The organism is Kangiella japonica, assembly GCF_039523535.1.
Classification (GTDB): domain Bacteria; phylum Pseudomonadota; class Gammaproteobacteria; order Enterobacterales; family Kangiellaceae; genus Kangiella; species Kangiella japonica.
Genome location: NZ_BAAAFM010000008.1, coordinates 466,113 through 490,363, shown reverse-complemented (window position 1 = coordinate 490,363; position 24,251 = coordinate 466,113). Strand labels below are relative to the sequence as shown.

Annotated in this window: 22 protein-coding genes; 16 read left to right on the top strand and 6 right to left on the bottom strand. The window is 43.3% G+C overall.

Annotation, left to right across the window (positions count from 1 at the left end; genetic code table 11):
* Positions 1 to 72: 72 nt before the first annotated feature.
* Genes ABD128_RS11350 through ABD128_RS11340 form a run of 3 tightly spaced genes read left to right on the top strand, consistent with a single transcriptional unit; the run spans position 73 to position 6,261 of the window.
* Positions 73 to 1,908 carry a M61 family metallopeptidase gene (locus ABD128_RS11350; RefSeq protein ID WP_343990441.1) on the top strand — a complete coding sequence of 612 codons (1,836 nt, stop codon included), beginning with the start codon at positions 73 to 75 and terminating at the stop codon, positions 1,906 to 1,908.
* Positions 1,909 to 1,925: 17 nt separating this feature from the next.
* Positions 1,926 to 2,744 (top strand): exodeoxyribonuclease III, encoded by an 819-nt coding sequence (gene xthA, locus ABD128_RS11345; protein WP_343990438.1) that lies wholly within the window; start codon positions 1,926 to 1,928, stop codon positions 2,742 to 2,744.
* A gap of 10 nt (positions 2,745 to 2,754) precedes the next feature.
* On the top strand, positions 2,755 to 6,261 hold the full coding sequence (locus ABD128_RS11340) for an AsmA family protein (protein WP_343990435.1): 3,507 nt from the start codon (positions 2,755 to 2,757) through the stop codon (positions 6,259 to 6,261).
* A 30-nt stretch (positions 6,262 to 6,291) separates the two neighbouring features.
* On the opposite strand, the gene ABD128_RS11335 is transcribed toward ABD128_RS11340, so the two are convergent.
* Positions 6,292 to 7,143 (bottom strand): 6-pyruvoyl trahydropterin synthase family protein, encoded by an 852-nt coding sequence (locus ABD128_RS11335; protein ID WP_343990432.1) that lies wholly within the window; start codon positions 7,141 to 7,143, stop codon positions 6,292 to 6,294.
* Positions 7,144 to 7,223: 80 nt separating this feature from the next.
* Between ABD128_RS11335 and ABD128_RS11330 the strand changes: the two genes are divergently transcribed.
* The 9 genes from ABD128_RS11330 to ABD128_RS11290 all read left to right on the top strand — a co-directional run bounded on the left by ABD128_RS11330 (position 7,224) and on the right by ABD128_RS11290 (position 16,010).
* Entirely contained in the window at positions 7,224 to 8,240 is a 1,017-nt protein-coding gene (locus ABD128_RS11330; protein ID WP_343990429.1) for an adenosine kinase, read from the top strand.
* Positions 8,240 to 8,716, top strand: coding sequence for a SixA phosphatase family protein (locus ABD128_RS11325; RefSeq protein ID WP_343990426.1), 477 nt, complete (start codon positions 8,240 to 8,242; stop codon positions 8,714 to 8,716). Before ABD128_RS11330 ends, ABD128_RS11325 begins: the two co-directional genes overlap by 1 nt.
* Before the next feature lie 83 nt (positions 8,717 to 8,799).
* Positions 8,800 to 9,585: a lysophospholipid acyltransferase family protein gene (locus ABD128_RS11320; protein WP_343990422.1), complete on the top strand. Its 786-nt coding sequence runs from the start codon at positions 8,800 to 8,802 to the stop codon at positions 9,583 to 9,585.
* A complete protein-coding gene (gene prmB, locus ABD128_RS11315) occupies positions 9,585 to 10,496 on the top strand; it encodes a 50S ribosomal protein L3 N(5)-glutamine methyltransferase (protein WP_425545691.1) in 912 nt (303 codons plus the stop codon). Before ABD128_RS11320 ends, prmB begins: the two co-directional genes overlap by 1 nt.
* Before the next feature lie 3 nt (positions 10,497 to 10,499).
* A complete protein-coding gene (locus ABD128_RS11310) occupies positions 10,500 to 11,090 on the top strand; it encodes an elongation factor P hydroxylase (RefSeq protein WP_343990418.1) in 591 nt (196 codons plus the stop codon).
* A gap of 28 nt (positions 11,091 to 11,118) precedes the next feature.
* A complete protein-coding gene (locus ABD128_RS11305) occupies positions 11,119 to 12,261 on the top strand; it encodes an ATP-NAD kinase family protein (RefSeq protein WP_343990416.1) in 1,143 nt (380 codons plus the stop codon).
* 525 nt (positions 12,262 to 12,786) lie between these two features.
* Positions 12,787 to 13,362, top strand: a complete 576-nt coding sequence (locus ABD128_RS11300) for an NAD(P)H-dependent oxidoreductase (protein ID WP_343990414.1) — start codon at positions 12,787 to 12,789, stop codon at positions 13,360 to 13,362.
* Positions 13,363 to 15,291 (top strand): monovalent cation:proton antiporter-2 (CPA2) family protein, encoded by a 1,929-nt coding sequence (locus tag ABD128_RS11295; protein WP_343990412.1) that lies wholly within the window; start codon positions 13,363 to 13,365, stop codon positions 15,289 to 15,291.
* Positions 15,292 to 15,293: 2 nt separating this feature from the next.
* The gene (locus ABD128_RS11290; RefSeq protein WP_343990410.1) at positions 15,294 to 16,010 is read left to right on the top strand and encodes an ABC transporter permease; all 717 of its coding nucleotides are present in this window, start codon (positions 15,294 to 15,296) and stop codon (positions 16,008 to 16,010) included.
* On the opposite strand, the gene mnmC2 is transcribed toward ABD128_RS11290, so the two are convergent.
* Together mnmC2 and folE are read right to left on the bottom strand one after the other, a co-directional pair.
* Positions 15,997 to 17,940, bottom strand: coding sequence for a tRNA (5-methylaminomethyl-2-thiouridine)(34)-methyltransferase MnmC2 (mnmC2, locus tag ABD128_RS11285; protein ID WP_343990408.1), 1,944 nt, complete (start codon positions 17,938 to 17,940; stop codon positions 15,997 to 15,999). The genes ABD128_RS11290 and mnmC2 overlap by 14 nt on opposite strands.
* A gap of 6 nt (positions 17,941 to 17,946) precedes the next feature.
* Positions 17,947 to 18,504 (bottom strand): GTP cyclohydrolase I FolE, encoded by a 558-nt coding sequence (folE, locus tag ABD128_RS11280; RefSeq protein WP_343990406.1) that lies wholly within the window; start codon positions 18,502 to 18,504, stop codon positions 17,947 to 17,949.
* Between the two features lie 75 nt (positions 18,505 to 18,579).
* On the opposite strand from folE, the gene ABD128_RS11275 reads away from it, so the two are divergent.
* Positions 18,580 to 19,656, top strand: a complete 1,077-nt coding sequence (locus ABD128_RS11275) for a 4-phosphoerythronate dehydrogenase (protein ID WP_343990403.1) — start codon at positions 18,580 to 18,582, stop codon at positions 19,654 to 19,656.
* A 3-nt stretch (positions 19,657 to 19,659) separates the two neighbouring features.
* Complete coding sequence (locus tag ABD128_RS11270) at positions 19,660 to 19,896, top strand: hypothetical protein (RefSeq protein WP_343990400.1); 237 nt, start codon at positions 19,660 to 19,662, stop codon at positions 19,894 to 19,896.
* Between the two features lie 538 nt (positions 19,897 to 20,434).
* Here ABD128_RS11270 and ABD128_RS11265 read toward each other — a convergent pair.
* On the bottom strand, positions 20,435 to 21,766 hold the full coding sequence (locus ABD128_RS11265) for a DEAD/DEAH box helicase (protein ID WP_343990397.1): 1,332 nt from the start codon (positions 21,764 to 21,766) through the stop codon (positions 20,435 to 20,437).
* 98 nt (positions 21,767 to 21,864) lie between these two features.
* The gene (locus ABD128_RS11260; RefSeq protein WP_110201803.1) at positions 21,865 to 22,080 is read right to left on the bottom strand and encodes a DUF3820 family protein; all 216 of its coding nucleotides are present in this window, start codon (positions 22,078 to 22,080) and stop codon (positions 21,865 to 21,867) included.
* Positions 22,081 to 22,163: 83 nt separating this feature from the next.
* Here ABD128_RS11260 and ABD128_RS11255 point away from each other — a divergent pair, with 83 nt between their 5' ends.
* Both ABD128_RS11255 and ABD128_RS11250 read left to right on the top strand, forming a co-directional pair.
* Positions 22,164 to 23,399: a dipeptidase gene (locus ABD128_RS11255; protein WP_425545690.1), complete on the top strand. Its 1,236-nt coding sequence runs from the start codon at positions 22,164 to 22,166 to the stop codon at positions 23,397 to 23,399.
* Between the two features lie 61 nt (positions 23,400 to 23,460).
* Positions 23,461 to 23,664, top strand: a complete 204-nt coding sequence (locus tag ABD128_RS11250) for a DUF3185 family protein (RefSeq protein ID WP_110201403.1) — start codon at positions 23,461 to 23,463, stop codon at positions 23,662 to 23,664.
* Positions 23,665 to 23,726: 62 nt separating this feature from the next.
* Here the strand turns inward: ABD128_RS11250 and ABD128_RS11245 are convergent, their stop codons facing one another.
* Positions 23,727 to 24,245 (bottom strand): SRPBCC family protein, encoded by a 519-nt coding sequence (locus ABD128_RS11245; protein ID WP_343990391.1) that lies wholly within the window; start codon positions 24,243 to 24,245, stop codon positions 23,727 to 23,729.
* Positions 24,246 to 24,251: the final 6 nt, after the last annotated feature.

Sequence of the window (24,251 nt, the reverse complement as noted above, 5' to 3'; positions counted from 1 at the left end):
TGTAATTAAGGTTTTAAACCTCTATAATTGATGGAACGAAATCTACAACGTGATCAGGCAAAAGTCTAGTTTATGATTCATTATGAGATCCATCCAGTAAACCCCCAAGCTCATCTTTTTGAAGTGAAACTGCACTTAGGTGTGGTGGCGTCAGCGGGGCAAGAGCTGTATATGCCGAATTGGATTCCCGGCAGTTACATGATTCGTGACTTCTCCAAGCATATCCAATGGCTTCGCGCCGAGAACAATTCTGGTGAGCTAGACGTTCAACGAATTGACAAGTCGCGCTGGAAATTACCGCAGTCAAATTCAGCGATCGTCGTGACTTATCAGGTTTATGCTTGGGATTTATCAGTGCGCGGCGCCCACTTAGATCAAACTCATGGCTTCTTTAACGGTACCTGTGTTTTCCTAGCAGTGGCTGGGCGTGAGGATGAAACCTGTACCGTCGATATCAGCCGTCCTGATGGTGAGGATTATCTGCAGTGGCGTGTGGCGACAGGCCTTAAGCCGATTGAAGGCACGGCTGAATTTACCTTTGGGCGCTATCAGGCGCTCAATTATGATGAGCTAATCGATTGCCCTGTTGAAATGTCGGACTTTAGGTTAATCAGCTTCGAAGCTTGCGGTGTGCCACATCATATGACATTAACCGGTCGGCATAAGGTTGATGAGCAACGATTGGCGAGCGATCTTAAAAAAATCTGTGAGCACCATATTCAGTTTTTCGGTGAACCAGCGCCAATGGACCGTTATCTCTTCATGACTTATGTCTTAGGAAACGGTTTTGGTGGGCTAGAGCATCGAAACTCAACGGCGCTTCATTGTAGCCGTGAAGATCTGCCTATAGAAAGCGATAGCTTGTTGGAAGGCGAGGGTAAGGTTAAAGACAATTATCAAACTTTCTTAGATTTGTGCTCCCACGAGTATTTCCATACGTGGAACGTCAAGCGCATAAAGCCGACTGAATTTTTGCCTTATGACACGCAGAAAGAAAGCCATACTGAATTGCTGTGGGCATTTGAAGGTATTACGTCTTATTACGACAACTTAGCGTTAGCGCAGACGGGGTGTATCAGTAAAGAAGAGTATCTTACGCGATTGTCTAAAACCTTAACCGCAGTACGACGTTCCAAAGGACGCTTTATTCAGACGGTAACCGATTCCAGTTTTGATGCTTGGACTAAGTTTTATAAACAAGACGAAAACGCGCCTAATGCGGTGGTGAGTTATTACACTAAAGGAGCCGAGGTTGCCCTTTGTTTGGACTTGTTGATACGACAAGTAACAGACTGGAATAAGTCGCTTAAAGATATTTTGAAGCGCTTATGGTTAGAGTTCGGTAGGGTTGAGAAAGGTGTGGAAAACGACACCATCCAAAAGCTGGTTCTAGAAGAAACGCCAGAGGATGCCCACGATGAGTTGATACAGTTCTTTGAGAAAGCACTCTACACGACGCAAGAATTACCGTCTGAGCAGTTGCTGGCTGAACTGGGGCTTGATTTGAAGTGCTTGCCAAGAAACGATCGCAATGACCGTGGGGGATTTAAGGAGAAACTACCTACAGATAAGCAACTAGCCGATCTCGGGATTGAATTTAAATCGAAGGCTACAGGCGTATTTGTGAAAAACGTTTATGCTGATTCCGCTGCTGCAAAAGCGGGTGTTTCCGCAGATGATCACCTGATAGCGCTGAATGGCCTGAAGATTAACGCTTCTAACTTTGACCGCCAGATTCAGCAGTGTTCTATAGGCGATACGGTAAAGCTGGTTGGATTTCGTCGCGATGAGCTGATGACGTTTGAGGTAGTGTTAGAGGAAGCCGAAAGCGATACCGCTTACATCAGTTACAGTAAAAACTTTGACCAATACCAGGATAAATTTGAACGCTGGTTAAACTTACAATAATTCGGATAAATTAAACCATGAAGATAGTGACATTTAACATTAACAGTATTCGTACACGAGCTCATCAGATTGAAGCTTTGGTAGAGAAACATGACCCTGACATTATTTGTATTCAGGAAACCAAAGTTCATGATGATATGTTTCCGTTCGATCTTTATGAGCACTTGGGCTACCACATTGAAATTCATGGCGGTAAAGCTCACTACGGTGTCGCGACATTTAGTAAGCAAAAGCCGATTGAAGTAGAGAAGGGTTTTCCAAACGATCCAGAAGATGCCCAGCGCCGCATGATTATCACTACTTTTAAGTATGGCGATGAAACTATTAAGGTTTTAAATGGTTACTTCCCACAGGGTGAAAATCGCGAGCACCCAACTAAGTTTCCTTACAAAGAAAAGTTTTACCAGGACTTGCAGGACTACATAGAAAACATTGATCTTACGACTACCCGTACAATTGTCTTGGGTGATATTAACGTATCTCAATTGGACATTGACATTGGTATTGGCGAGCCAAACCGTAAGCGCTGGCTGAGAGAGGGTAAATGTAGCTTTTTACCGGAAGAGCGTGAATGGGTTCAACGTATGTTGAGCGTGGGGCTTTATGATACTTATCGTACGATTAACCCTGATACGGATGATAAATTTAGCTGGTTTGATTATCGCAGCCGCGGTTTCGAGCGAGACCCTAAGCGTGGGCTGCGCATTGACTCTGTGCTTGCCTGCGACTGGTTAAATCAACGTGCGATAGCATCGGATATTGATTATGACATTCGTGGTATGGAGCGTCCTTCGGATCATGCGCCAGTGTGGACAGAGTTCGACCTAAGCAAATAGGATTGAGTTTATGACAAGAAGTTGGAAGTGGTTAAAAAGAATATTGTGGGTCTTACTTGGACTTTTGGTCTTATTGTTTTTAGCTGTTTCCACACTTGTCTATTTTCTAAACTCTGAATCATATCTTGAAGATTACCTCAAAGAAAACCTTGGGGTTGAGGCGGTTATTGGTGAGTTAGATGTTTCGTTGCTGAGCGGTACTGTTAACATTAGCTCAAGCATTATTGGCCCTAAAGATGATCCCTTTATCCAGTTTGATAGCCTTAAGGGCGAGTTAGATTATAGTCGGTTATGGTCGAGTAAATTGACTGTGGAGTTATTGCAGCTCGATAATGCTAAGGTTCGATATCCTTTTGAGTTGAACCTTAAGCAAACTACCCAAGAAAGCGAAGAGGCTTCATTACCTTTTGATTTTATCGATGTCGCTGCAATTGATGTCAATAATTTAAGCTTTGAATACCGCGGTGAAGTATCTTTATTGGCTAAGGGTGCTAGCGTCAAAGTTAGGAATATTCCTGTAGCAGAAGATGGTTTTTTGTTGTTTGGCGACTTAGACCGTTTAGTCAAAGCCAGCCAAACGACGCTTGAAGCAAAGCTTGATACGCTTCAGTCGAATAAATCCCAACTGAATAACCTTACGCTCAATGCTCATATCGAAAAGCAACGTTTAATCATTGACGATATTACCTCAGGCAAATCAACAATCACCATCGACTTGTTGCAACAACCAACCTCATCAGCTAAAGCATCGCCAACTGTTGTGGCGGCAGAAAAAGTTGCACATGCCAGTAATACCGAAAAAACTCTAGAGTTTCCTTTCGACGATGTCGTTATAAACCGAGTCGATCTCGGTGAAACTGATTTGAGCATTCAGGACAAAGAAGAGATATCGATTAAGGGGATAGAAGCCGAGTTTACCGAATTACTGCTCGTTCAAGACAAAAAAGCGTTGTGGTTGGATTGGACGGCCTTTTATAAAGCGCAAGACAGCAGCATAAAATTAAAATCCGAGGCAATGAAGTCTGACTTTTTAGATTTCGCTACGCTGAGCCTCGAAGGCGAGCTGAAACAAGGTAACTTTACAGTTCCAGAACTCAACTTTAAACAACCAACGCTAAAGTTAAGTCTGAATGATGTTGAAACGGTCTCTGATGAAGTCACGCCAGAAAAAACAGCTGAGAGTAGTAGTTGGTACCTTCCGTTCAAAAGTGCCACCTTACAGAAAGCTCTAATTTCTCAGGGGGCAATAAAGGTAACCACCAATAATGAGCAGCATAGTGTCAGTGACATTGGGCTTGAGCTAAGTCAGATACCACTGGTTGTTGAGCACCAGTTAATCTTCATAAACGATAAGCTCAGTAGTGACACTAAAGCCGCAACGATTTCTTTAAAAGACGCTGCTTATACCGGTGCTTTTGGAGAGATCAAAAAGATAAGCTCCCAGCTTAGCTTGAGTGATTCTAAGTTAGCAATCAAAGACTTAACCATTGAACAGCCAAGTATTGCTTATGATATCAGGGAGTCTGCGCGTGGTGAAAGCTCTAAAAGCACTACCAGCCAAGCTGTTTTGCCAATGTCAGAAATCACGCTTGAAAAACTTGCAATTATAAACGGCGACGCTTCTGTTAAATTCGATGGAAAATCTTATGCTGGATCTGGCCTTGATTTTGAACTGACTCAGATTCCGCTTTATGCCCAAAACAACTGGGTCGTTACTCAACCTAATAATTGGAAGACTAAGTCTAGCGCTCGTCTCAGCCTAAAAACCGTCAATATTCCACAGGGTAGTCTGACCGCAGTTAACACAAGTGCGGACTTTGATAACAACAAGCTTGACATTAGCGAGTTAAAATTAGGTGGTGCGGATCTTTCGATAGATGTGTCTGATACAGGCCAAAAAGCGTCATCGAATACCAGCGAGCAATTGCCGTTAGAATATGTGCAGCTCAATGCTATCACTTTAAACAATATCAGTTTGAAGTATCAAAATGATGATATTGAGTATCAGGTTAATAAAGGCAACCTAGCATTAGATAGATATCCTTTAATTCGTGATTCTGCCTTGGTGAGTCAGCCCCTCGATTACATGTCTAAAGGCACGAATCAGGTTTCACTCAACATTTCGCGACTAAAAATACCCGAGGGCACTATTGATGGCTTGGAACTCAAAGGGGTATTACGTGATAAAGACTTGTTGTTAGATTATTTAAAAAACCAATCTGCAAATCTAACTTTTAAAAATGCTGTTGAAAGCGAAGCTATCGAAGAGGCTGCTGATAAAACGAGTCGTGAAGCTGAAAAGCCTCTGAAGTCCGAAGGCGGGCATGATTTTGCACTAAGAACCATTAAAATTGGCGATATAAAATTTCAGAGAGTTAATGCTGAGCTGATACAAGTGAATGGTGAAGAGTCGAATACAACCACTGTAAAAAATCTCTACCTCGGCGCAACTGAAATCATGTTGGCTAAAAATCATCAAACCATTGACCAGTGGTATGGATCTCAGCTAGAGAATGCATTTACTTTGATCGCGTTAAGAGTTGAGAATATTGCACAGCAACACAACGATATTAGCGATTTAACAATAACGGCTGTCCAAAACAACCAAGTTATTAATGTCCAGCCCCTTCGAATGACGGTCAACGAAGCGCCATTTAGCGCTAACTGGACGATTGATTTAAGTAAGCAGCCGTACCAGTCAACTTATATTTCAGAGTTTAGTAATTTATCTTTGGGTAAGTTGATTGAGCCTGCTAATAAAGACAGTATTGGGATGTCTGGTGAGCTACAAGGGGAGATTGCAGTAAAGTTTGAGGGACTAGATAGCAAAACATTTCTCAGCAGTTTAAATGGCGATATTTTTATCCGAAATCAAAGCTTGGTTACGATTCGCCACTTGAATATCAATAAAGTCATTAAAAGCTTCCTAGATAGTCAAGAATTTGGGCTGCTAGATATTGGTGGTTTTTTATTGGCTGGCCCGTTGGGTTTGTTGGCATCGCAGGGCGTTAGCTTACAGGACACCATTGGTCAACTAGGCGCTGACAAAGGTGATACTCAAATTCCCCATATGAATATTGATATGAACATCAAAGATGGGCTTTTAATGACGAAGGATGTCGCAGTCGCTACTGATAAATATCGCTTTGCCTTTAATGGTGAGGTGATTTTGGATAAGCAGGAGTTTAAAGATTTAGACTTTGATATTATCAACAAAAAAGGGTGCCGCGAGTATGGACAAACCCTTAACGGTAGTATCACCTCGCCAAAAATCGAAACGTTCACCGCGGCTTTTGATGCGGTGACCGGCTCAGTGGTTGGGCTTTTTAAGCAAGGCGTGGGGTTAATAACGGGGGGCGCTTGCTCCTCTGTGTATGAAGGCGTTGTGCCGCATCCTGAGAAAGGAGCGGAAATTATTCCCCAAGATAAACGTCGTGTTATTGACCCCAATGCTAAAGAAGGGGAGTCTGAAGGTGATAGAGAATCTAGTGATGGTAATACGTCACCAAAAGAATGAGCCACCTAAAGAAGGTGGCAAAAAGACAAATTAGCTATAAGCTATAGCGCCTTTATTCACGCCTTCAAATGCTTTCACTCGGATGGCTGAGTCTGGTTTTAATGCTTTTAGCTGCTTTACGATATGGCTAGCGATTAACTCGACCGTGGAGTCACTTTTCATCAAATGACAACGCGCTTTAGGCAACTCTAGCGAGAAATAACCTTGCTCACTGGTATAGGCGAAACGATAGTATTCGGTAGCGTCCTCAACCTCTGTTTCTACTAAATCTTCTTCAGTACCAATATAAATATCTTCCCACTTCTGGCACCAGAAAGCCTCGAGTTCTTCGCTTCGTTCTTCATTCTCAAAGATGTGAATTTGCGAACGGTGACCGTGAGCAATTCGCTGGCAGTCGCCAAGGTGTTTCTTTAAACCGTGGGCGTAATGGTAATAGTGGCCAGCTATAGCTTCGGTGTTGAGCTTAAGGTGAACTTTGGCAACGTTGCTAGGCACGACTTCTAGACAGGCTTTGTTGAGAACTTTTATTACCGCGTCCATAGTCACTTCTTCTGCGTCAAGCAGAACTACTGCTTGCTCAGGTGATTGGTGGTGATAGCGGTGTCCCGCAGTATCTTTTAAAATCAGCTTGAGGCCTTGTGAATTTGTCTCAGCGGTCACGTAGTCACTATTCGCTGGTACTACAAGCTTATGGTCTACTGTAGCGTCAATCGCTTGCTTGATACGTTTTTTAACATCACCAAAGTCGAATACCATACCTTGGTCATCAAGCTCACCTTCTAAAACGAGGTCTACAATCCAGCTTTCACCGACAATTCCACGATGAATATCGAATAAAGCGAAGTCAATTACAGTAAGTTGGTCAACAAAGAGTGCAGGCATAGCCAAAACCGAACGGTGGTTAACGTTTAATAATGCTGTGAATTATAGCATAATCACTGCAAACACTAATTAAGATTTTAATGATGACAAAGAAATATGACTTATATGCCCTAGGAAACGCACTAGTGGACGTTGAAATTGAGGTCAACGAGACTGAGCTTGAGCGTTTGGGGGTTGAAAAAGGCGTTATGACGCTTGTCGACGAAGAGCGTCACGATTACTTATTAAGCCATTTAAAAGGTAGTATTCACCAACGTGCATCTGGCGGTTCGGCAGCGAATAGCGTTATCGCTTTGGCGCAACTTGGTGGTAAAGCTTTTCATTCGTGTAAAGTAGCGAAAGACGAAGCTGGCGTGTTTTATTCTGATGATCTTGACAGTGCTGGGGTCGCCAATACTCTAGGTCAGCTTGAAGATAATCACGGCACGACGGGCAAATGTTTGGTTATGATTACGCCTGATGCGGATCGAACCATGAATACTTTCCTAGGGATTAGTAGTGAGTTGAAAGAGCAGGACATCAATTACGATGCGCTAGCACAGAGTGAGTATTTGTATATCGAAGGCTATTTAGTCAGCTCGCCAGAAGCTCACCTGGCAGCCATCAAAGCACGTAATTTTGCTCGAGAAAACGGCGTCAAAGTCGCGACCACTTTGTCTGATCCTAATATGGTGCGCTTCTTTAAGCCTGAAATCGAGCAGATTTTAGAGGGCGGGGTCGATTTGTTGTTCTGTAACGATGATGAAGCGCTTGAATATACAAGTGTTGATCAAGTTGAAGATGCTCTCAAAATTCTAAAACAGCAAGCAAAACAAGTAGTGATTACCCTTGGCAAAAAGGGTGCATTAGTCTTTGACGGTGAAACTTTACATACGATTGAGCCGTTTAACGTTAAAGCGGTAGATACTAACGGTGCCGGCGATATGTTCGCAGGTGCTTTCATGTTCGCCATGACTAACGGTTTGAGCGCTGCGGACGCTGGCAGGTTGGCGAGTTATGCCTCTGCATATCTGGTCACTCAGTTTGGACCTAGGTTAAAACCAGACGCAGTTAAGGAGCTTGTAGAGTATGTTGAAAAGGAATTCAGTCTAAACTAATGCGACATATTGCAATCATGAGACATGGTGATGCTCCTTATATTAATGGGGAGCGTCAAATTTCGAACCTTGGGCATCAGCAAATTAAGCAGATGGCCAAATGGTATGCTGGGCATTTAAAAGATCTAGGACTTACCCTTGAGACTCTATTGGTTAGTCCTATTTTGCGCGCACAACAAACAGCGGAAACCTTCGAGGCCAGTTTTAAGACTTTAGTTGACTATGCTTGGAGGCGGGAGACAGAGCCCTTACTCAAATCTGAGTCTGATCCAAACATGACCATACCTTTTGTAGAAGAGGCAACTCAAGGTACCACTTTATTGATCAGCCACATGCCTTTGGTATCGCACTTGTGGGCTGGATGGTTACCTGGCGAAACCCAATATTTCCCAACCTCTGCAATTGGCACACTCGAAATTGCTGTATCTCCTAACACTAAGGGAGCTAAAAAAGTTGCCTTTCAAAGCCCAGAATAAGGCGAGTGCTATAAATTAAACTGGAAGTGATGGCTAAAAATAGCTAGCATTGCGTTTCTTATGACATAGGTGTGACATCCGTCTTGAAAGAATTAAAACCACAAAAAGCAAGCCTACTCCGTGCCTCGTGGGTTATTCTATTTTCCATTGCTTCAACTGGAAAATACAGTTTACTTACCTTGATCACGGCTTTAGTTAATCGCAGTGAGACTGCTAAAAAGACGGTTAGATCGAAAGTTGATCGAATCATTTATCGCTGGGGTAGCAGTTTAACCAAAGCCGCTCGCTTGCGTTGGACTGTAGAAGGTGACTTAGAGGCACAAGCTGAGCCTGGAAGGCGCGTTATTATTGTTGCCAATCATTCTAGCGCTTACGATATACCGCTGATATTTGCTGCACTACCGGGCAGTATTCGCATGATTTCAAAAAAAGAGCTGTTCAAAATTCCGCTTTTGTCACGCGCTATGAAAACGGCTGAAATTTTGTCTATAGACCGCCAAAACCGCCAGCAGGCAATTAAGGATTTGGCAATTGCTAAAGACAAAATGGAAAGCGGTATCAGAATCTGCATGTTCCCAGAAGGTACACGCTCCACTAATGGAAAGCTATTTCCGTTAAAAAAGGGAGCCATTCGATTGGCTATTGACACCAATGCTTTAATAATCCCAGTGGCGATTGAAGATATTTATAAAGTACTACCGAATAAGAAGTGGTTAAAAATGCGCCTTAATCAAAAAGTGACTGTCAAAGTTGGCAAAGCAATTGATTGCCGCGAGTTTGAGGTGGCCGATCGAAACGAATTAACGGAATTGGTATATAATTCTCTATACAGCATGTTACGCCATCAGCAGGAAGAGGTAGCACCATGATTGAACAAGATATTTATCAGCAGGCAGAAACTGAGTTAAGCACCATTTCTGATTTCATACGATTTGCCGCGACTCAGTTCCATCAGGCCGACTTGTATTTTGGCCATGGCACCGATAATCCGTGGGATGAGGCGGTAGCCGTAGTACTTCAAATGCTTGATTTGCCAGCAGATTATCCTCAGAGCATGCTGTCTGCTAAAGTGTTATCAGAAGAAAAAAAACATCTAATCCACGCTATTAAAACACGTGTAACCGAGCGTAAACCTCTTGCATTTATTACTAATAAAGCCTATTTCGCTGGCCTAGAATTCTTTGTGGATGAACGCGTTTTAGTTCCTCGTTCACCGATAGCAGAACTTATCCATAACGATTTTTATCCCTGGTTAGAGGCTGATAACCCGCAAATTCTGGATCTGTGTTGTGGTAGCGGATGTATTGGTTTAGCCATTGCTGCTTATATTGATGATGCTGAAGTCGTAATGTCTGATATTTCAGAAGATGCACTGACCGTTGCTGAAATTAATACTGAGCGTTTGGGTCTGTACCATAAGGCACGTACTGTACAGTCTGATTTATTCGATGGTTTAGCCGGTGAGAAGTTTGATCTTATCGTATCTAACCCTCCTTATGTGGACGCTGAAGATTTGGCAGATATGCCACAAGAGTTCCACCATGAGCCTGAAATTGGCTTAGGTTCGGGGGATGATGGTCTCGATCTGACTCGCCAGATTCTAGAGAACGCGGCACATTACTTAACTGAACAAGGTGTGTTGATTGTGGAAGTTGGCAATAGTTGGCCAGCGCTTGAAGAGGTGTTCTCTGATATTGATTTCCATTGGATTGAGTTTGAAAATGGAGGCGATGGTGTTTTTGTTTTGACCAAAAAACAATTGTTAGAACACTTTAGCTGATCCATGTTATACGAAAACTCTCATAAGCAATCCAAAGATTTATCCTCTGAATTCTGTGTTCAGCAACTCGCTCAAGCTTTCAACGAGTGTTTTGCTGAGCATAAAGTTATCCTAAAACCAGGTGCCACAGAACCCTTTTATCAAGCGGCTGATTCCGGCGATGGGTTCGCAACGATACATTCTACCCATGATTACTTTTCCAGCGCTTTACATGAAATTGCTCATTGGTGCATTGCTGGTGAGGAAAGACGAAAGCTCGATGATTATGGCTATTGGTACGCACCTGACGGGCGTACAGCCGAGCAGCAGGCCTTATTTTATAAAGTTGAGGTCAAGCCCCAGGCGCTGGAGTGGGCTTTTAGTTTGTCTGCAGGCGTATCATTCCGCTTGAGCTTGGATAATTTAAATGCTGATGCGGAAGCTCTTGGCGATGCTAACGCCTTTGGTTGTGACGTTTATAACCAATTAAAGCGTTACTTTGAAGATGGCTTTCCAGCTAGAGCCACTGCTATGATACAACTGTTGTGCAAGCTTTATCGCTCGCACCAGCCGATTCAATTACCAACACTAAGCATTTCTCAACTCACCTCTTAACCCTTTTGGAGTAACAGTTAGGTACGCTATGTTTACTTTAGGTTTTATCATCAATCCATTCGCTGGTATCGGCGGTAAAGTTGGCCTTAAAGGTAGTGATGGCGAGGCTATCCGAACTGAGGCGTTCGCCCGCGGCGCTAAGCCACAAGCCGTCAAACGTGCTCGAATTGCACTTGAAGGACTGGTTGATTATAAAGACGAAATCCAGTTTCTAACCGCATCCGGTGAGATGGGTGAGGCTTTGCTTGAGGAAATGGGTTTTAATTACAGCGTGGTTCATCAAAGCCATGAGCCATCAGTTTATCAAGATACCATTGATGCAGCTATGATCATGGCGGGGCTTACTAAAGACAGCCCACATCAAGTTGATGTTTTACTGTTTGCTGGTGGTGATGGTACTGCGCGAAATATTTACCAAGCGGTGGACGCAGCTGTGCCAGTATTAGGTATTCCCGCAGGCGTTAAGATTCACTCTGGGGTTTATGCGGTGACGCCTCATGCGGCAGGTTTGGTTATCGAGAAGATGATTAAAAAAGAGTTGGTGAGTCTGCTCGAAACGTCGGTCATGGATATTGATGAGGATGCTTTTAGAGAGGGCGTCGTTCGCGCAAAGCAGTATGGTGAAATGCAGGTTCCTGCGGAGCATCGTTACGTTCAGGCGACAAAGTCTGGAGGCCGCGAAGTTGAGGAGTTGGTACTGCAAGATATTGCCGATTTCATTATTGATAACATGGATGAAGAGGATTATTACCTCATTGGTTCGGGCTCGACCTGTGCTTTTTTAATGGACTGCATGGGGCTCGATAATACGTTATTGGGAATCGATTGTGTCCATCAAGGAGAAGTTATTGCGAGCGATATGACCGAGTCAGACATTCTTGAGTTACTTGCAAAGCATAAAGGGAAGGTTCGATTAGTGATAACCGTGATAGGCGGCCAAGGCCATATCATCGGTCGCGGAAACCAGCAACTGAGTGCTCAGGTGCTTTCACAATTGGAAAAAGATGATATCTACATCATCGCAAGTAAGACTAAGCTCAACGAGTTAGAGGGCAAGCCGCTGATTGTTGATAGCGATGATCCTGAGCTAAATCAGCGTTTAGCTGGAGTTATTCGAGTTATTACAGGCTATGAAGACTTTGTTTTGTACCCAGTTGGCCTGAATAGTTAGGTAGTATTGAGCATTTGTCCCGTGCTTTTGTGCGAGATCTCGCACAAAAGCCTAAGCCAAAGCTGAAAAAGTAGGTTGTTTTAAGCCTTTCCAAAACCTCTCGTCTCGTAAGCTGCTGAAAAACATAAGGTTATTTGTTTTGTAATAAAGTCGTCTAATTTCTTTCATCAAACCACCGATTGTTCACTTCTAAAAATTTGCTAAAGTATCTTCCGTGTTCAGGGAGAACACACTATCTACAAATCGAACAATGGAATAATAAGTTAGGACAAAATTAAACGGAATTATAATCCAAGGTTGGAGCAGGGGAAGCCGTTGAACGGAATTATCCTAGATTGAAAGCGACTTAGGTCGCTTTTATTTTGCCTGTTTATTTTATCTTTGTTCTAGCCCCATCTCTTGATAATCGATTATTTCAATAAAGCTTCATTTCTTTTTATTTAAAAACTTGTGTAGACTAAAAATTATTAGCAAAGTATCAGATTCTGTTTGCTAGAACCCTCAACATATAAGTCTAGGACGTTAATGACAACACGAGTTTTACTGAACTTAGTTCATCCAATATTCGAAAAATCGTGGGCCAACCAAGCGATGCTTGAAGCCATACAAGACTTAAGTTACGTACACGTTAATGATCTTTACGAAGAATACCCGGATTTTTTTGTCGACATACAGCGAGAACAAAAGCTTCTGCTTGATCATTCGCTGATTATATTTCAGCACCCTTTTTACTGGTATAGCTCCCCATCTCTTTTGAAGGAGTGGCAGGATTTAGTTTTGGCAGAGGGGTTTGCTTATGGCAAAGGTGGATACCAGTTAGCAGGGCGTTATTGGCTAAATGCTATAACCGCTGGAGCGGCTAAAGAAAGTTATACACCTCATGGTTTTAATCACTTCTCTACAACCGAACTTCTCAGGCCTTTTGAACAAACAGCCGATTTTTGTGGAATGAAGTTTGTCGAGCCTTTTGTTATGTACGAGGCTGAAACCATCAGTCATAGGGCTGTCGAGAAAGAGGCTCAACGCTATCGTGATTATGTCGAGTCGCTTGCACACTCACTGGATTTGTTTAGTGATATTAATGAAGAGGAGGCCAGTTAAGTGGAAGAAGCAGGTTTCCTCTATCAAGCATTTGTTTTTTTAGCGGCCGCTGTTATAGGTGTCTCTATAGCTAAGCATGTGGGCTTAGGCTCGGTGCTTGGTTACTTAATTGCTGGAATAATCATTGGGCCTTTCGCGCTTGGCCTGGTTGGCCACGATGTTGACGATATTATGCACTTTGCTGAATTTGGCGTGGTCATGATGCTGTTCTTGATTGGTTTAGAGTTACAACCCAAAAAGTTGTGGAATATGCGAATGCCTATTCTTGGCTTAGGCGGGTTACAGGTCCTTGTAACAACCTTGCTACTGATGCTTTTGTCGCTCGCTTTTGAGATGCATTGGAAAATGGCTCTCGCCATCGGCATGATTTTAGCCTTATCTTCAACGGCAATTGTGCTACAGACTTTAACTGAAAAAGACTTACTAAGAACTGATGCCGGTAAGTCTGCATTTGCCGTTTTATTATTCCAAGATATGGCGGTTATCCCGATGTTAACCCTGTTGCCGCTATTGGCCACACTTCCTGTGGAGACTTCAGTATCTGTGGGGCATACAGAGTTAGAAGAATGGCAACAAGCCACGTTAGTGTTCGCGGTTATTAGCGGTATCATCTTAACGGGGCGCTATCTAATTCGCCCTCTGTTTAACTGGATTGCGCGCACTGGCTTGCGCGAAATTTTTATTGCCACTTCGTTATTGCTTGTATTGAGCATTACTATCGCCATGGAGAAAATAGGGATTTCACCCGCACTTGGCGCTTTCTTGGCTGGGGTGGTGCTAGCGGAAAGTGAATACCGGCATGAGTTAGAGGTGGGCCTGGTGACCTTTAAAAGTCTCTTATTGGGGCTTTTCTTTATTACCGTTGGTGCCAGTATTAACTTCGAAATACTAATGCAGTCTCCGTGGGTTATTCTACTTCTCATGACTGCATTGATCGTCATTAAGCTGCTCGTTTTAATGTTGCTTGCCAGGCAATTTAAAATGTCCCTTATCGAAAACTTTGTGTTTTCATTTGCCCTTGCACAAGGAGGTGAGTTTGCCTTCGTGTTATTTATTTTCGCGGTGCAAAACGGTGTATTAACCGATGAAATCGTTTCACTATTAACAGTCGTGGTTGCTCTGTCGATGGCTTTAACGCCGGTATTATTAATTATTTGCCAGAAGATTATCGTTCCTAAACTATCCTTTGGCAAAGAGCGCCGTGAATTTGATAATGTTGATGATGGTGATACACCTGTGATTGTTGCGGGTTACGGTCGATTCGGACAAATTGTGTCGCGGATACTACGCTCTCAAGGCTTCGATACCACGCTTCTGGAGTATGATGCGGTACAAATTGACTTGGTTAAAAAGTTTGGCACGAAAGCTTATTACGGCGACGTAACGAACGAAGAAGTGCTAAGAGTTGCAGGGGCTGATGTCGCTAAAATGATTGTTATAGCTGTTGGAAACCAAGAAAAAAGCTTAAAAGTTATAGAGCTTTGTCGAAAGCATTTTCCTCACCTGAAAATTTACTCGCGAGCAAAAGGTCGCCGAGAAGCTTTTGAACAAAAAAAAGCAGGGGCGGATTTTGTGATGCGAGAAACGCTTGGTTCTGCGGTGATTCTGGGTAGAGAAGCGCTGATGGGTTTAGGTTATCGCAAATATCAAGCCCACCGTACCGCAACAGCCTTTTATCACTATGATTCACAGCACCTAGAGGATTTAGCTGAAGTGTGGGGCGACAAACAGTACGTGCTTAAAGCCGCTGAGAGAGCAGAGATGTTAGAGGAAGTTCTCAAAGCAGATCAGAGAGGCTCAAAAGCTATGCGCCAGGCTTGGAACTCACCTGTTACTTATGAGGAAGAAGAGAGCGAGGACTCCACAACTGAAGACAGCAGCGTCGAAAAAAAAGAAATAGATAACAAAGGTTCACAAGAGAGTTTATAGGTTTGACTTTACCCGAGATAAGTTACCTAGAATTAATCATAAGTTGTTTGCCGGTGATTGTGGCAGCAATAATTTTCTATCGTTGGAAAGCGAATAGTAAAGAGCTCATCTTCGCTACCTTGAGAATGATTGCTCAGTTGATAGCGGTTGGTTTTGTGCTTGTTTACTTATTTAAAAGCACCTCGTGTTTGCTAGGCAGCTTGGTCATATTGCTGATGTTAATAATCGCAGGTTGGATTGCCATGAGACCATTAGCCGATAAAAGCTTCAAGCATATTGTTTTATTATCTCAATCCCTATTGCTTGGCTGCGGCTCTATTTTGGTGTTGATTGTAGTATACGTTTTGGACTTATCGCCCTGGTATCAACCACGTTTTGTTATTCCTTTGGCAGGTATGTTGCTCGCCAATACTATGAACAGTTTAAGTTTGTCTGGTGAGCGATTGCAGACCGAAATTAAAGCTGGGGCTGTGCTTGATTATGCGCGCAATAAAGCTTTTTATGCGGCTATGATTCCCCAAATTAATAGTTTGCTGGCGGTAGGGTTAGTGGCATTGCCTGGGATGATGACGGGGCAAATTCTATCAGGTGTTAGTCCTTTGGTTGCGGTGCGATATCAAATCGTTATCATGGTTGCGATTTTATGCTCATCAGTGTTTTCAACCGCTTGGTATTTAAGTCGTAGGACAAAACTTCTGAACGTTGCTATAAAGCCGTAGAATTTGTTCCAAGCGTTGATGTTCTTAGTGGCGAGATGCGACTGAGTAATGTCTTAGACAGCGGTGATGGTTGGCCAAGCATTGCGTAACTAATCACCTCTGCGCACAACATCGAATAACAAAGCCCACGCGCGCCAAAACCGTAATTGAGCCAAATGGACTGATTGGCTCCTTCGTTTGTAATCTCACCAAAGTAACCACAAAACGGAAAGCGATCGTAGCTTGTCGCACGCACGCCTGGATGCTCATCGGCAATGTCTTTTTCTGAAAAGCTAAAACCAAAACGCTGGTTAACCTGTTCGATATTTTTAATCGAATTTTTCCTTTGAATTGACTCATTGCTGCTATTTTCAAAGGTGGCACCAATCACTAGCTGATTCTGGTAATGCGCAATATGGCCGTCATGATTGACCGGGGTACGATGCTCTAACTGTGCTTTGAGTGTCGTCAGCTGGCCACACATGGGGGTAACCTTTGGTAACTCAGCATCCTTAAATAAATTGGCGGCTAGATAACCGTTGGCGACAATAATCTGATCATAGTCGCTGAGCTGGCTTAAATGAGTTACTTCAGTATTCAGGTGTAATTGAACAGCTGGTAAATCCTTAATAAGGTGATGACAAAACTCTTGTCCATTGACCTGAATGGCTGGTATTTTCAAGGACTTAACCGAGCTTTCCCCAAGCTTTAGAGTTTCAAACTGGAACCACTCTTTGTGCTTATCCCACGTTTGGGCTGAGTAAATTTGTTGATATTGATCGATGTGAAACTGTGAGTATTTTCGATTAGGTAATTGATGAACTAAATGGCTATAAGCGAGCTCTGGATATCGATTAATGTAGTTTCTTAAGTGCTGAAAGCCATGAAAGGTTAGTTGGCTGTAAGCATTGTGATCGACCGACATAACGGGCATTGCCATTAATGAAGGCATGTTAGAAGCACCTGCACAGAGCCCTGACTTGTCGTATAAATGGACTTCAACTCCAAGCTGGTGCAGCTTGTGTGCTAGCGCGCACCCAGCAAGCCCTGCACCTATAACCGCGACCTTTTTAGGTTGAGCTCTCGTTTTGATATAAGGCGTTGCCAGTGTGGGTTTCGGCGAAGAGAGCTCTTTATCAGTAAATCGTGCCGTTAGCATTTCACGTTTACGGCCGAAACCGGGTCGCTTTTCAATTTCAAAACCGTAGTGTGGCAGTGGTTTGCGTAGAGCTGCTGCTACCGTAAAGGTTGAGAGCGTGGTGCTGCTGTTGCTATGTAGCGCCATAAAATGTAGCAAGCCTTTAACCCACATATCAGGGTTCTTGCTTGGCGCAAAACCGTCGAGATACCAAGCATCAAAAGTAAAGTTTTCAGGCAGTGCCAGCTCCTTTAGTGCTTTATCGAGCGGATAAAACACTAGGTGCAAGGTTATGTTGTGTGCGATTTTCACTTGATGCACACCCGGCAAAGCCTCTGGATAGTTATCGATTAAGGTCGCCGAGTAATCAGATTCAATATCTAGAACTTGGTAGATTTGGCGTAAATTTTTTTGGTTGATTGGGAACTGTTCAACTGACCAGTAATGTAACCCGGGCTCTTGCTCAGCGTTACCGCGAGAAGCTACTGTTTTTCGCCACAAGTCTGCCGTTAATAAAAAGTTCAAGCCTGTACCGAAGCCAGTTTCAAAAATATTGAAGCTTTTTGGTGAGCCTTGAGCGGCTAAAGCTTGAAAGCGTTGCTCTAGGTCGTTTCCTTCCAGAAATACATGAGTGCTTTCTGCGATACCATCCTGAGGGTTAAAGTAAATATCATCAAAAGCTGGAGAGTAAGGAGCTAGCTGGGCGTTTGGCGTAAGCTGATTTTCATCAGCACTGAGCCACTGATGCTTTTCTGAGTCGAATTGACGCCATTCGATAACGGCGGGTTTTACGCCCAGAAAAGCATTATGCATAGGGGATTATTTCTTTTCGATCAGCGTCAGGAATTCGTTACGCGTGTTTTGCGAAGAGCGGAACTGGCCGAGCATAGTTGAGCTAGTCATGACTGAGTTTTGCTTTTCAACGCCGCGCATCATCATACACATATGTTTCGCTTCGATAATTACGCCGACACCAGAAGCACCTGTAACGTCCTGAATCGCTTCTGCGATTTGCTTGGTTAGGTTCTCTTGGATCTGCAAGCGACGCGCAAACATATCTACAATTCGAGCAATCTTCGATAAACCGATAACTTTCCCTGTTGGTAAATAGCCAACATGAGCTTTACCGATAAATGGCAACATGTGATGTTCACACATAGAATAAAGCTCGATATCTTTTACGATCACCATCGAGTCATTGTCAGAGTCAAATATAGCGTTGTTGACTACAGTGTTGAGGTCTTGCTCATAGCCTTGAGTCAAGAACTTCATCGCTTTAGCCGCTCGCTTTGGCGTGTCGAGGATTCCGTTACGTGTAACGTCTTCACCAAGCTCAACCAACACATCTTTGTATAAACTTTCTAATTTATCGGACATCTTGCCATTTCCAGTTTCAATTTCAGTCGTAATTCTAATGGATATCGCTACAATACCCAAATAAATATGCCAAATATGTCGTTACTTATGTGGAATATCGTTGCTGACGAAAATATGCCTCTGGTTAAAGAGCTTTTTGCCGAGTTTGGGGGTGAACCTACCCGAATTAAAAGGTTGTCCGGGCGCTGTATCACGCCAAAAAACCTTTATAACACGGATATCTTGTTAGTGCGCTCAATAACTCAAGTGAATCAGGCTCTTCTCAAAGGCTCTCCAGTTCGCTTTGTCGGTACTGCAACAATTGGCACTGACCACATTGATCTGGACTATCTTTCGCAGCAAGGTATCGAGTTTTCAAGCGCGCCAGGCTCCAATGCACAGGGAGTTGCCGAATATGTATTAACTAGCATCGCTTACTGGGCTGAGAAGCGAAATATTGACTTAAGTGAGATTAAAGTCGGGATTATTGGTGCCGGTAATGTCGGAAGTCGTGTGGCGAAGGTTTTGGAAAGCCTTGGTATTGATTATTTACTTAACGATCCGCCTCTGGAGGCCGCCGGTGACTCTCGTTCGTTTGTCTCGCTCAAAGAAATAAATCAGTGTGACGTTATTACCTGCCATGTACCGTTTTTAGCGTCGGGTCAGTATTCAACGTATCACCTAATTGACGATGCTTTCCTTGAAGACATGCCTGAGTATGCTCTAATCATAAACAGTTCTCGTGGTGCGGTTTTGGATAATGTTGCTGCTTATGAAATTAAGCATGCAGGTAAAAAAATCGACTATACACTGGATGTTTGGGAGGGCGAGCCGAAGGTAAACCTTAAACTGATGGAGCAAAGTTTGATAGCCACACCGCATATTGCAGGTTACTCACAAGAAGGTAAGACTCGTGGGACTTATCAGCTCTATCAAGCTTTAAATCAATGGCATGGGCTTGAAAACGCCATCAGTCTCGATGAGTTGTTACCACAGGCTCCAAAGTGGCACTGGGACGGCAACTTAAAGGGCTTATACCAAAGCATCAAGCCTTATTACGACATCGAAGCCGATGATCACCGAATGCGCCAAGTTGGTGCTAACGTTGAACAAAAGTTTGATCTTTTGCGTAAAACCTACCCGCAAAGACTAGAATTTCTTGATACGCTATAACCTATGAAACCACTAAACTATATTCTTAAAGCAAAAATTCAACGCGGTTGGAAAATTGTCATAATCAGCTTCATCCTCACTGCTTTTATTGGTTTGCCTCTAATGTTCCTCGCATCCTTTATTGGCGCTGGAGCGATTCAGACAATATTGGGGCTAATCTCGATTTTTATTGTAGTTGCAGGGATGGTGAGTATGATTGGTGGGTTTTTTATTGTTTTGTTTGATTTGTATAAGAGTTAACTGTGATTTCGCCACTCGGCGAGATACTTTCTCTTGATGAGCAAGAGAAAGTATCCAAAGAGAAGCTCACCCCAAAAGTTAGGTTCTTCGAACTACCCTCTCTCAACATTATTACTGACGAGCCGCCAAACGAAACCTCCCTGTTTCGATTTGACTAAATTGGACTGTCCTGTCCAATTTGCTCTGTAATAATGACTCATTCGGCTAACCTTTATGGGGCGCTGTTTCGTTGGACAGTGAGGCTAGCCTCGGGTATTTCCCTTTAAATAGAGCTGAAAAAGCTAAAGCGAATAGCAATTTGAATTTGTGACTAATAGGAATCCCTTTAGGGAGATGATTCAAATAATAAAATCCAGCCCATGGAAGGGCTGTATTTTATGGTGCGTAAATGAGTTTAGCTTTTGAAGGGAGTCATTTATGACCTCTATTTACGGGTGCCTTTCTTTTGGACACTTTTCTTGGGCATGCAAGAAAAGTGTCGTAATAAAACCCACAAACAGAACATAGGATGGGTTAAGCGTAACTGTAAACCATCAAATCAACCATCAGATCGTTTCATACCGCCAAACTTTTTCTTAGGCTTTGGGCTTTCGCCTGAGAATTTCTTTTCAGTCTTTTTGTCGTGTTTCTTCGCTAGGCGCTTTTTATCGCGTGCGCTGAGGCCTTTTTTACCAGTTGGCTTTCGCTTTTTGGTGCCGGCGGCTTTGCCACTTTTCTTGAGCTTTTGTGGCCCTTGGTATTTGGCGACAAGGTTTTTAACGGTTTTGACTTCAAATTTAGCACCGAGTTTGCGTTGAACTGTGACCATGAGGTTCCAGTCTTTATGCGTAATGAGGGAGATGGCTGCGCCTTCTGCGCCAGCTCGACCGGTACGGCCGATGCGGTGAATATAATCTTCGAGGCTTTGTGCCATGTCGAAATTAATCACCAAGTCGACATCTTTAACGTCTAAACCACGTGCTGCAACATCTGAGGCAATAAGAACGTCGAACTTGCCATCGCGGAACTGCACCATAATGTGGTTTCGAGTGTCTTGCTTGATATCGCCATGTATATGGCCGACGCGAAGTTTGTGGTAGCGAAGTAAACCGCTAAGACGCTCGACCTGAGTTTTGGTATTACAAAATACGACCGCTTTGCGATATTTTTCATTCTGTAATAATTGACCTGTAAGCTTTTCTTTATGCTCTAAGCTGTCAGCGGTAATAATCGACTGGTGGATATTTGACTGCGCATCTTCGTAAGTGTTGAGCGTAATTGTTTCAGGATCTTTAAGCAGGGTATTCGTGATATGGCGAATTCCTGAGCCTTCTAAAGTCGCAGAGAAAAGAAGGCTTTGACGTTCGCTAGAGCAGTAGTTGGAAATAGCGATAACATCATCGCTGAAACCCATGTCCAGCATCTTGTCGGCTTCATCCAGCACTAAAAACTCTAAATCTGAAAAGTCAGTCTCACCTTGTTGGCTGTGATCTAAGATTCGGCCAGGCGTTGCGATAATGATTTCTGGGTTTTTACGCATGGCAGCGCGCTGTACCTTGAATTCTTCGCCACCAGTGATTAAGCCTGCTTGAATGCCTGTGAACTTAGCTAAATCCATGGTTTGTTTATGAATTTGACGGGCTAGCTCACGAGTTGGCGCTAGAATTAATGCGCGAGTACCTGAGTTTGGCGCTTTCTTGTTTAATAAACGATCCAGAATAGGAAGCACAAAGGCTGCCGTTTTACCCGAGCCCGTTTCCGCGCTCGCCATTAAATCTAAACCATCCAACACCACAGGAATCGCTTCCTGTTGAATATCTGTAGGCTCCGTGAAGTTAAGTTTATCAAGGGCTTTAGTCAGTTTTGGATTGAGTTCTTGGAATATGCTCATACGGTTTAGGGGTTCTCTATTAATGGTGTCCTTAAATTCTGGAGCTAATTCTACCACTATCTCTAATTGACTGTTACTGTTTCCCCAACTAAGTTCCTTTAACGTTTTCCAAGCAAAGGTCTTAGCATGCCTTCGAGTCCATTGAGTTTGACTTCATACATGAGCGCGAGTTGTTGACCGAGCTTACCTTCGGGGTAGCCGTTCTTATGGAACCAGACGAGGTAGGGTTCGGGAAGTTCGAGTAGCTTGCGGCCTTTATATTTACCAAAAGGCATGGTTTGGTTGATGCTTTGTAGTAGAAGTTCTTGATTCATAAAGTTGAGACTTACTGGTCTTTGCATTTCTTTGTGATCGCTTTATGATGCTATTACCTCAAATTATTATTAAAAAGGCAATTATGATGAGAAAAACAATGATTGCGTCGCTGGTTGCTTCGGCGGCTTTAGGCTTAGTCGCTTGTGGCTCTGCACCCGTGGTTGAAGAAGTGGCGCCTGATTACGCCAAGCAAGCTCAAGAAATTAGTAAAAAATACGTTATCGCGGATTTGCATATTGATGTGCCTCACAGACTGCATGACTCAAATGAAGACATTAGTGTTGCAACCGAAGGCGGTGATTTTGATTATCCGCGTGCGATTAAAGGTGGTTTAGATGCGCCATTCATGTCGATTTATATCCCTGCAAACCTTGAGTTCGAAGGTGAGGGTAAGAGTTTTGAGCTTGCGAATGAGCTGATTGATAATGTTGAAGCTATTGTTGCTGCAAACCCTGATAAGTTTGCGCTAGCGACCAGCCCGGCGGAAGTTCAATCAAACTTTGAGAAAGGCTTAATTTCCTTGCCTATGGGGATGGAAAATGGTTCGCCAATTGAAGGCAAGTTGGAAAATGTTCAGTATTTCTACGACCGCGGTATTCGCTACATCACTTTAGCGCACTCTCGCAGTAATCATTTATCAGATTCGTCTTATGATGACGCCCGTCCTAACGAGGGGTTGAGCGAGTTTGGTAAAGATGTGGTTCGTGAGATGAACCGCTTAGGCATTATGGTTGATGTTTCGCACCTTTCGGACGATGCGTTTTATGATGTGATGGAAGTGTCTACCGCTCCAGTTATTGCAAGCCACTCTTCAGTTCGTGATTTTACGCCAGGTTTTGAGCGTAATATGGACGACGACATGATTGAGGAAATGGCGGAAAAAGGTGGTGTCATTTTTATCAACTTCGGCTCGACCTTTATCTCACAAGATTCAATCGATAATTATGACGCTTACAAAGAAGCGGTTAAGACTTATACCGAGTCAAACAACTTAGACCCTGAGAAAGATGCAGAGAAAATCCGTAGCTTTAGTAAAAGCTACCGCCAAAAAACGCCCTTTGAGTTTGCTGATTTAAATGACGTTTTAGATCATATTGATCATGTGGTTGAGTTGGTTGGTGTGGATTATGTGGGCCTAGGCTCAGACTATGATGGTGTTGGCGATAGCTTACCGACGGGCCTGAAAGATGTGTCTACTTATCCAAACCTGATTAAGGGCTTGTTAGAGCGAGGCTATTCTGAGCAAGATATTGCTAAAATGCTGTCTGGAAACTTGATGCGCGTGTGGAATGAAGTTGAGCAACGCGCAAAAAAGTAATAGGGTAAGCATAAGCTATAGTTTACGAAAGACGATTTACTAACAAAGAAGAGAGGAAACTATGAATAAAAAGATCATTGGGATTGTATTGCTAGTAGTTGGTATCGCTGTATTCTTCTGGGGGTATAACATGACTCAGTCAGTAGGCGAAGAGATGAAGGAAGCCTTTACCGGCTCTTTCTCAGATAAAGCTACTTGGTTGATGATTGGCGGTGGAGCCGTTGGTTTAATTGGCTTACTACAGTTAGTTATCGGTAAAAAATAGTCGCTCTATGCTTAGATCCATGAAGCCCGCGCTGTAGCGGGCTTTTTACCTTCTGCCTGTTACTAAAACGTTGACTCTAAATTCTTAATTTGTGTATTCAGTACGCTATCTACTGCTTTGGCCATCATTTCAGACTCTTCGCCTACAAACCCTTTTACTAAATAGGTCATGGTTAAAGTTGTCAGGCCTTTAGTTTTTTCTTCAAAGCTCCAAGACATGTGACCATAAACACCCATGCTTTGTAGAGGGCCTAAACCACCGAGCATCTGCACATTTTTATTGGGCATGACCATGCTTACAGTCATGTGCATCGCTTCTTTATCACCATTTACTTCACAGAAGCAGCCGTTGGCTTTGGGCTCAATGTACATTTTAGTGGCATCGCCAAACCAGGTGTGGCTCGACTCCCACCAATCACCTACGCTTAAGAACTGCTGATAGACTTCTTCAGCCGGTGCCTTGATGGTGGTTTCTATGTTTATTGAAAAATGCTGCTTGCTTTGTGTGCTGACAAGGGCTTTGGCGCTGGACGTTGCAAATGTTGCTAATACTAGGCTAAGCAGTGCAGTTAAAAGTTTCATAGTATC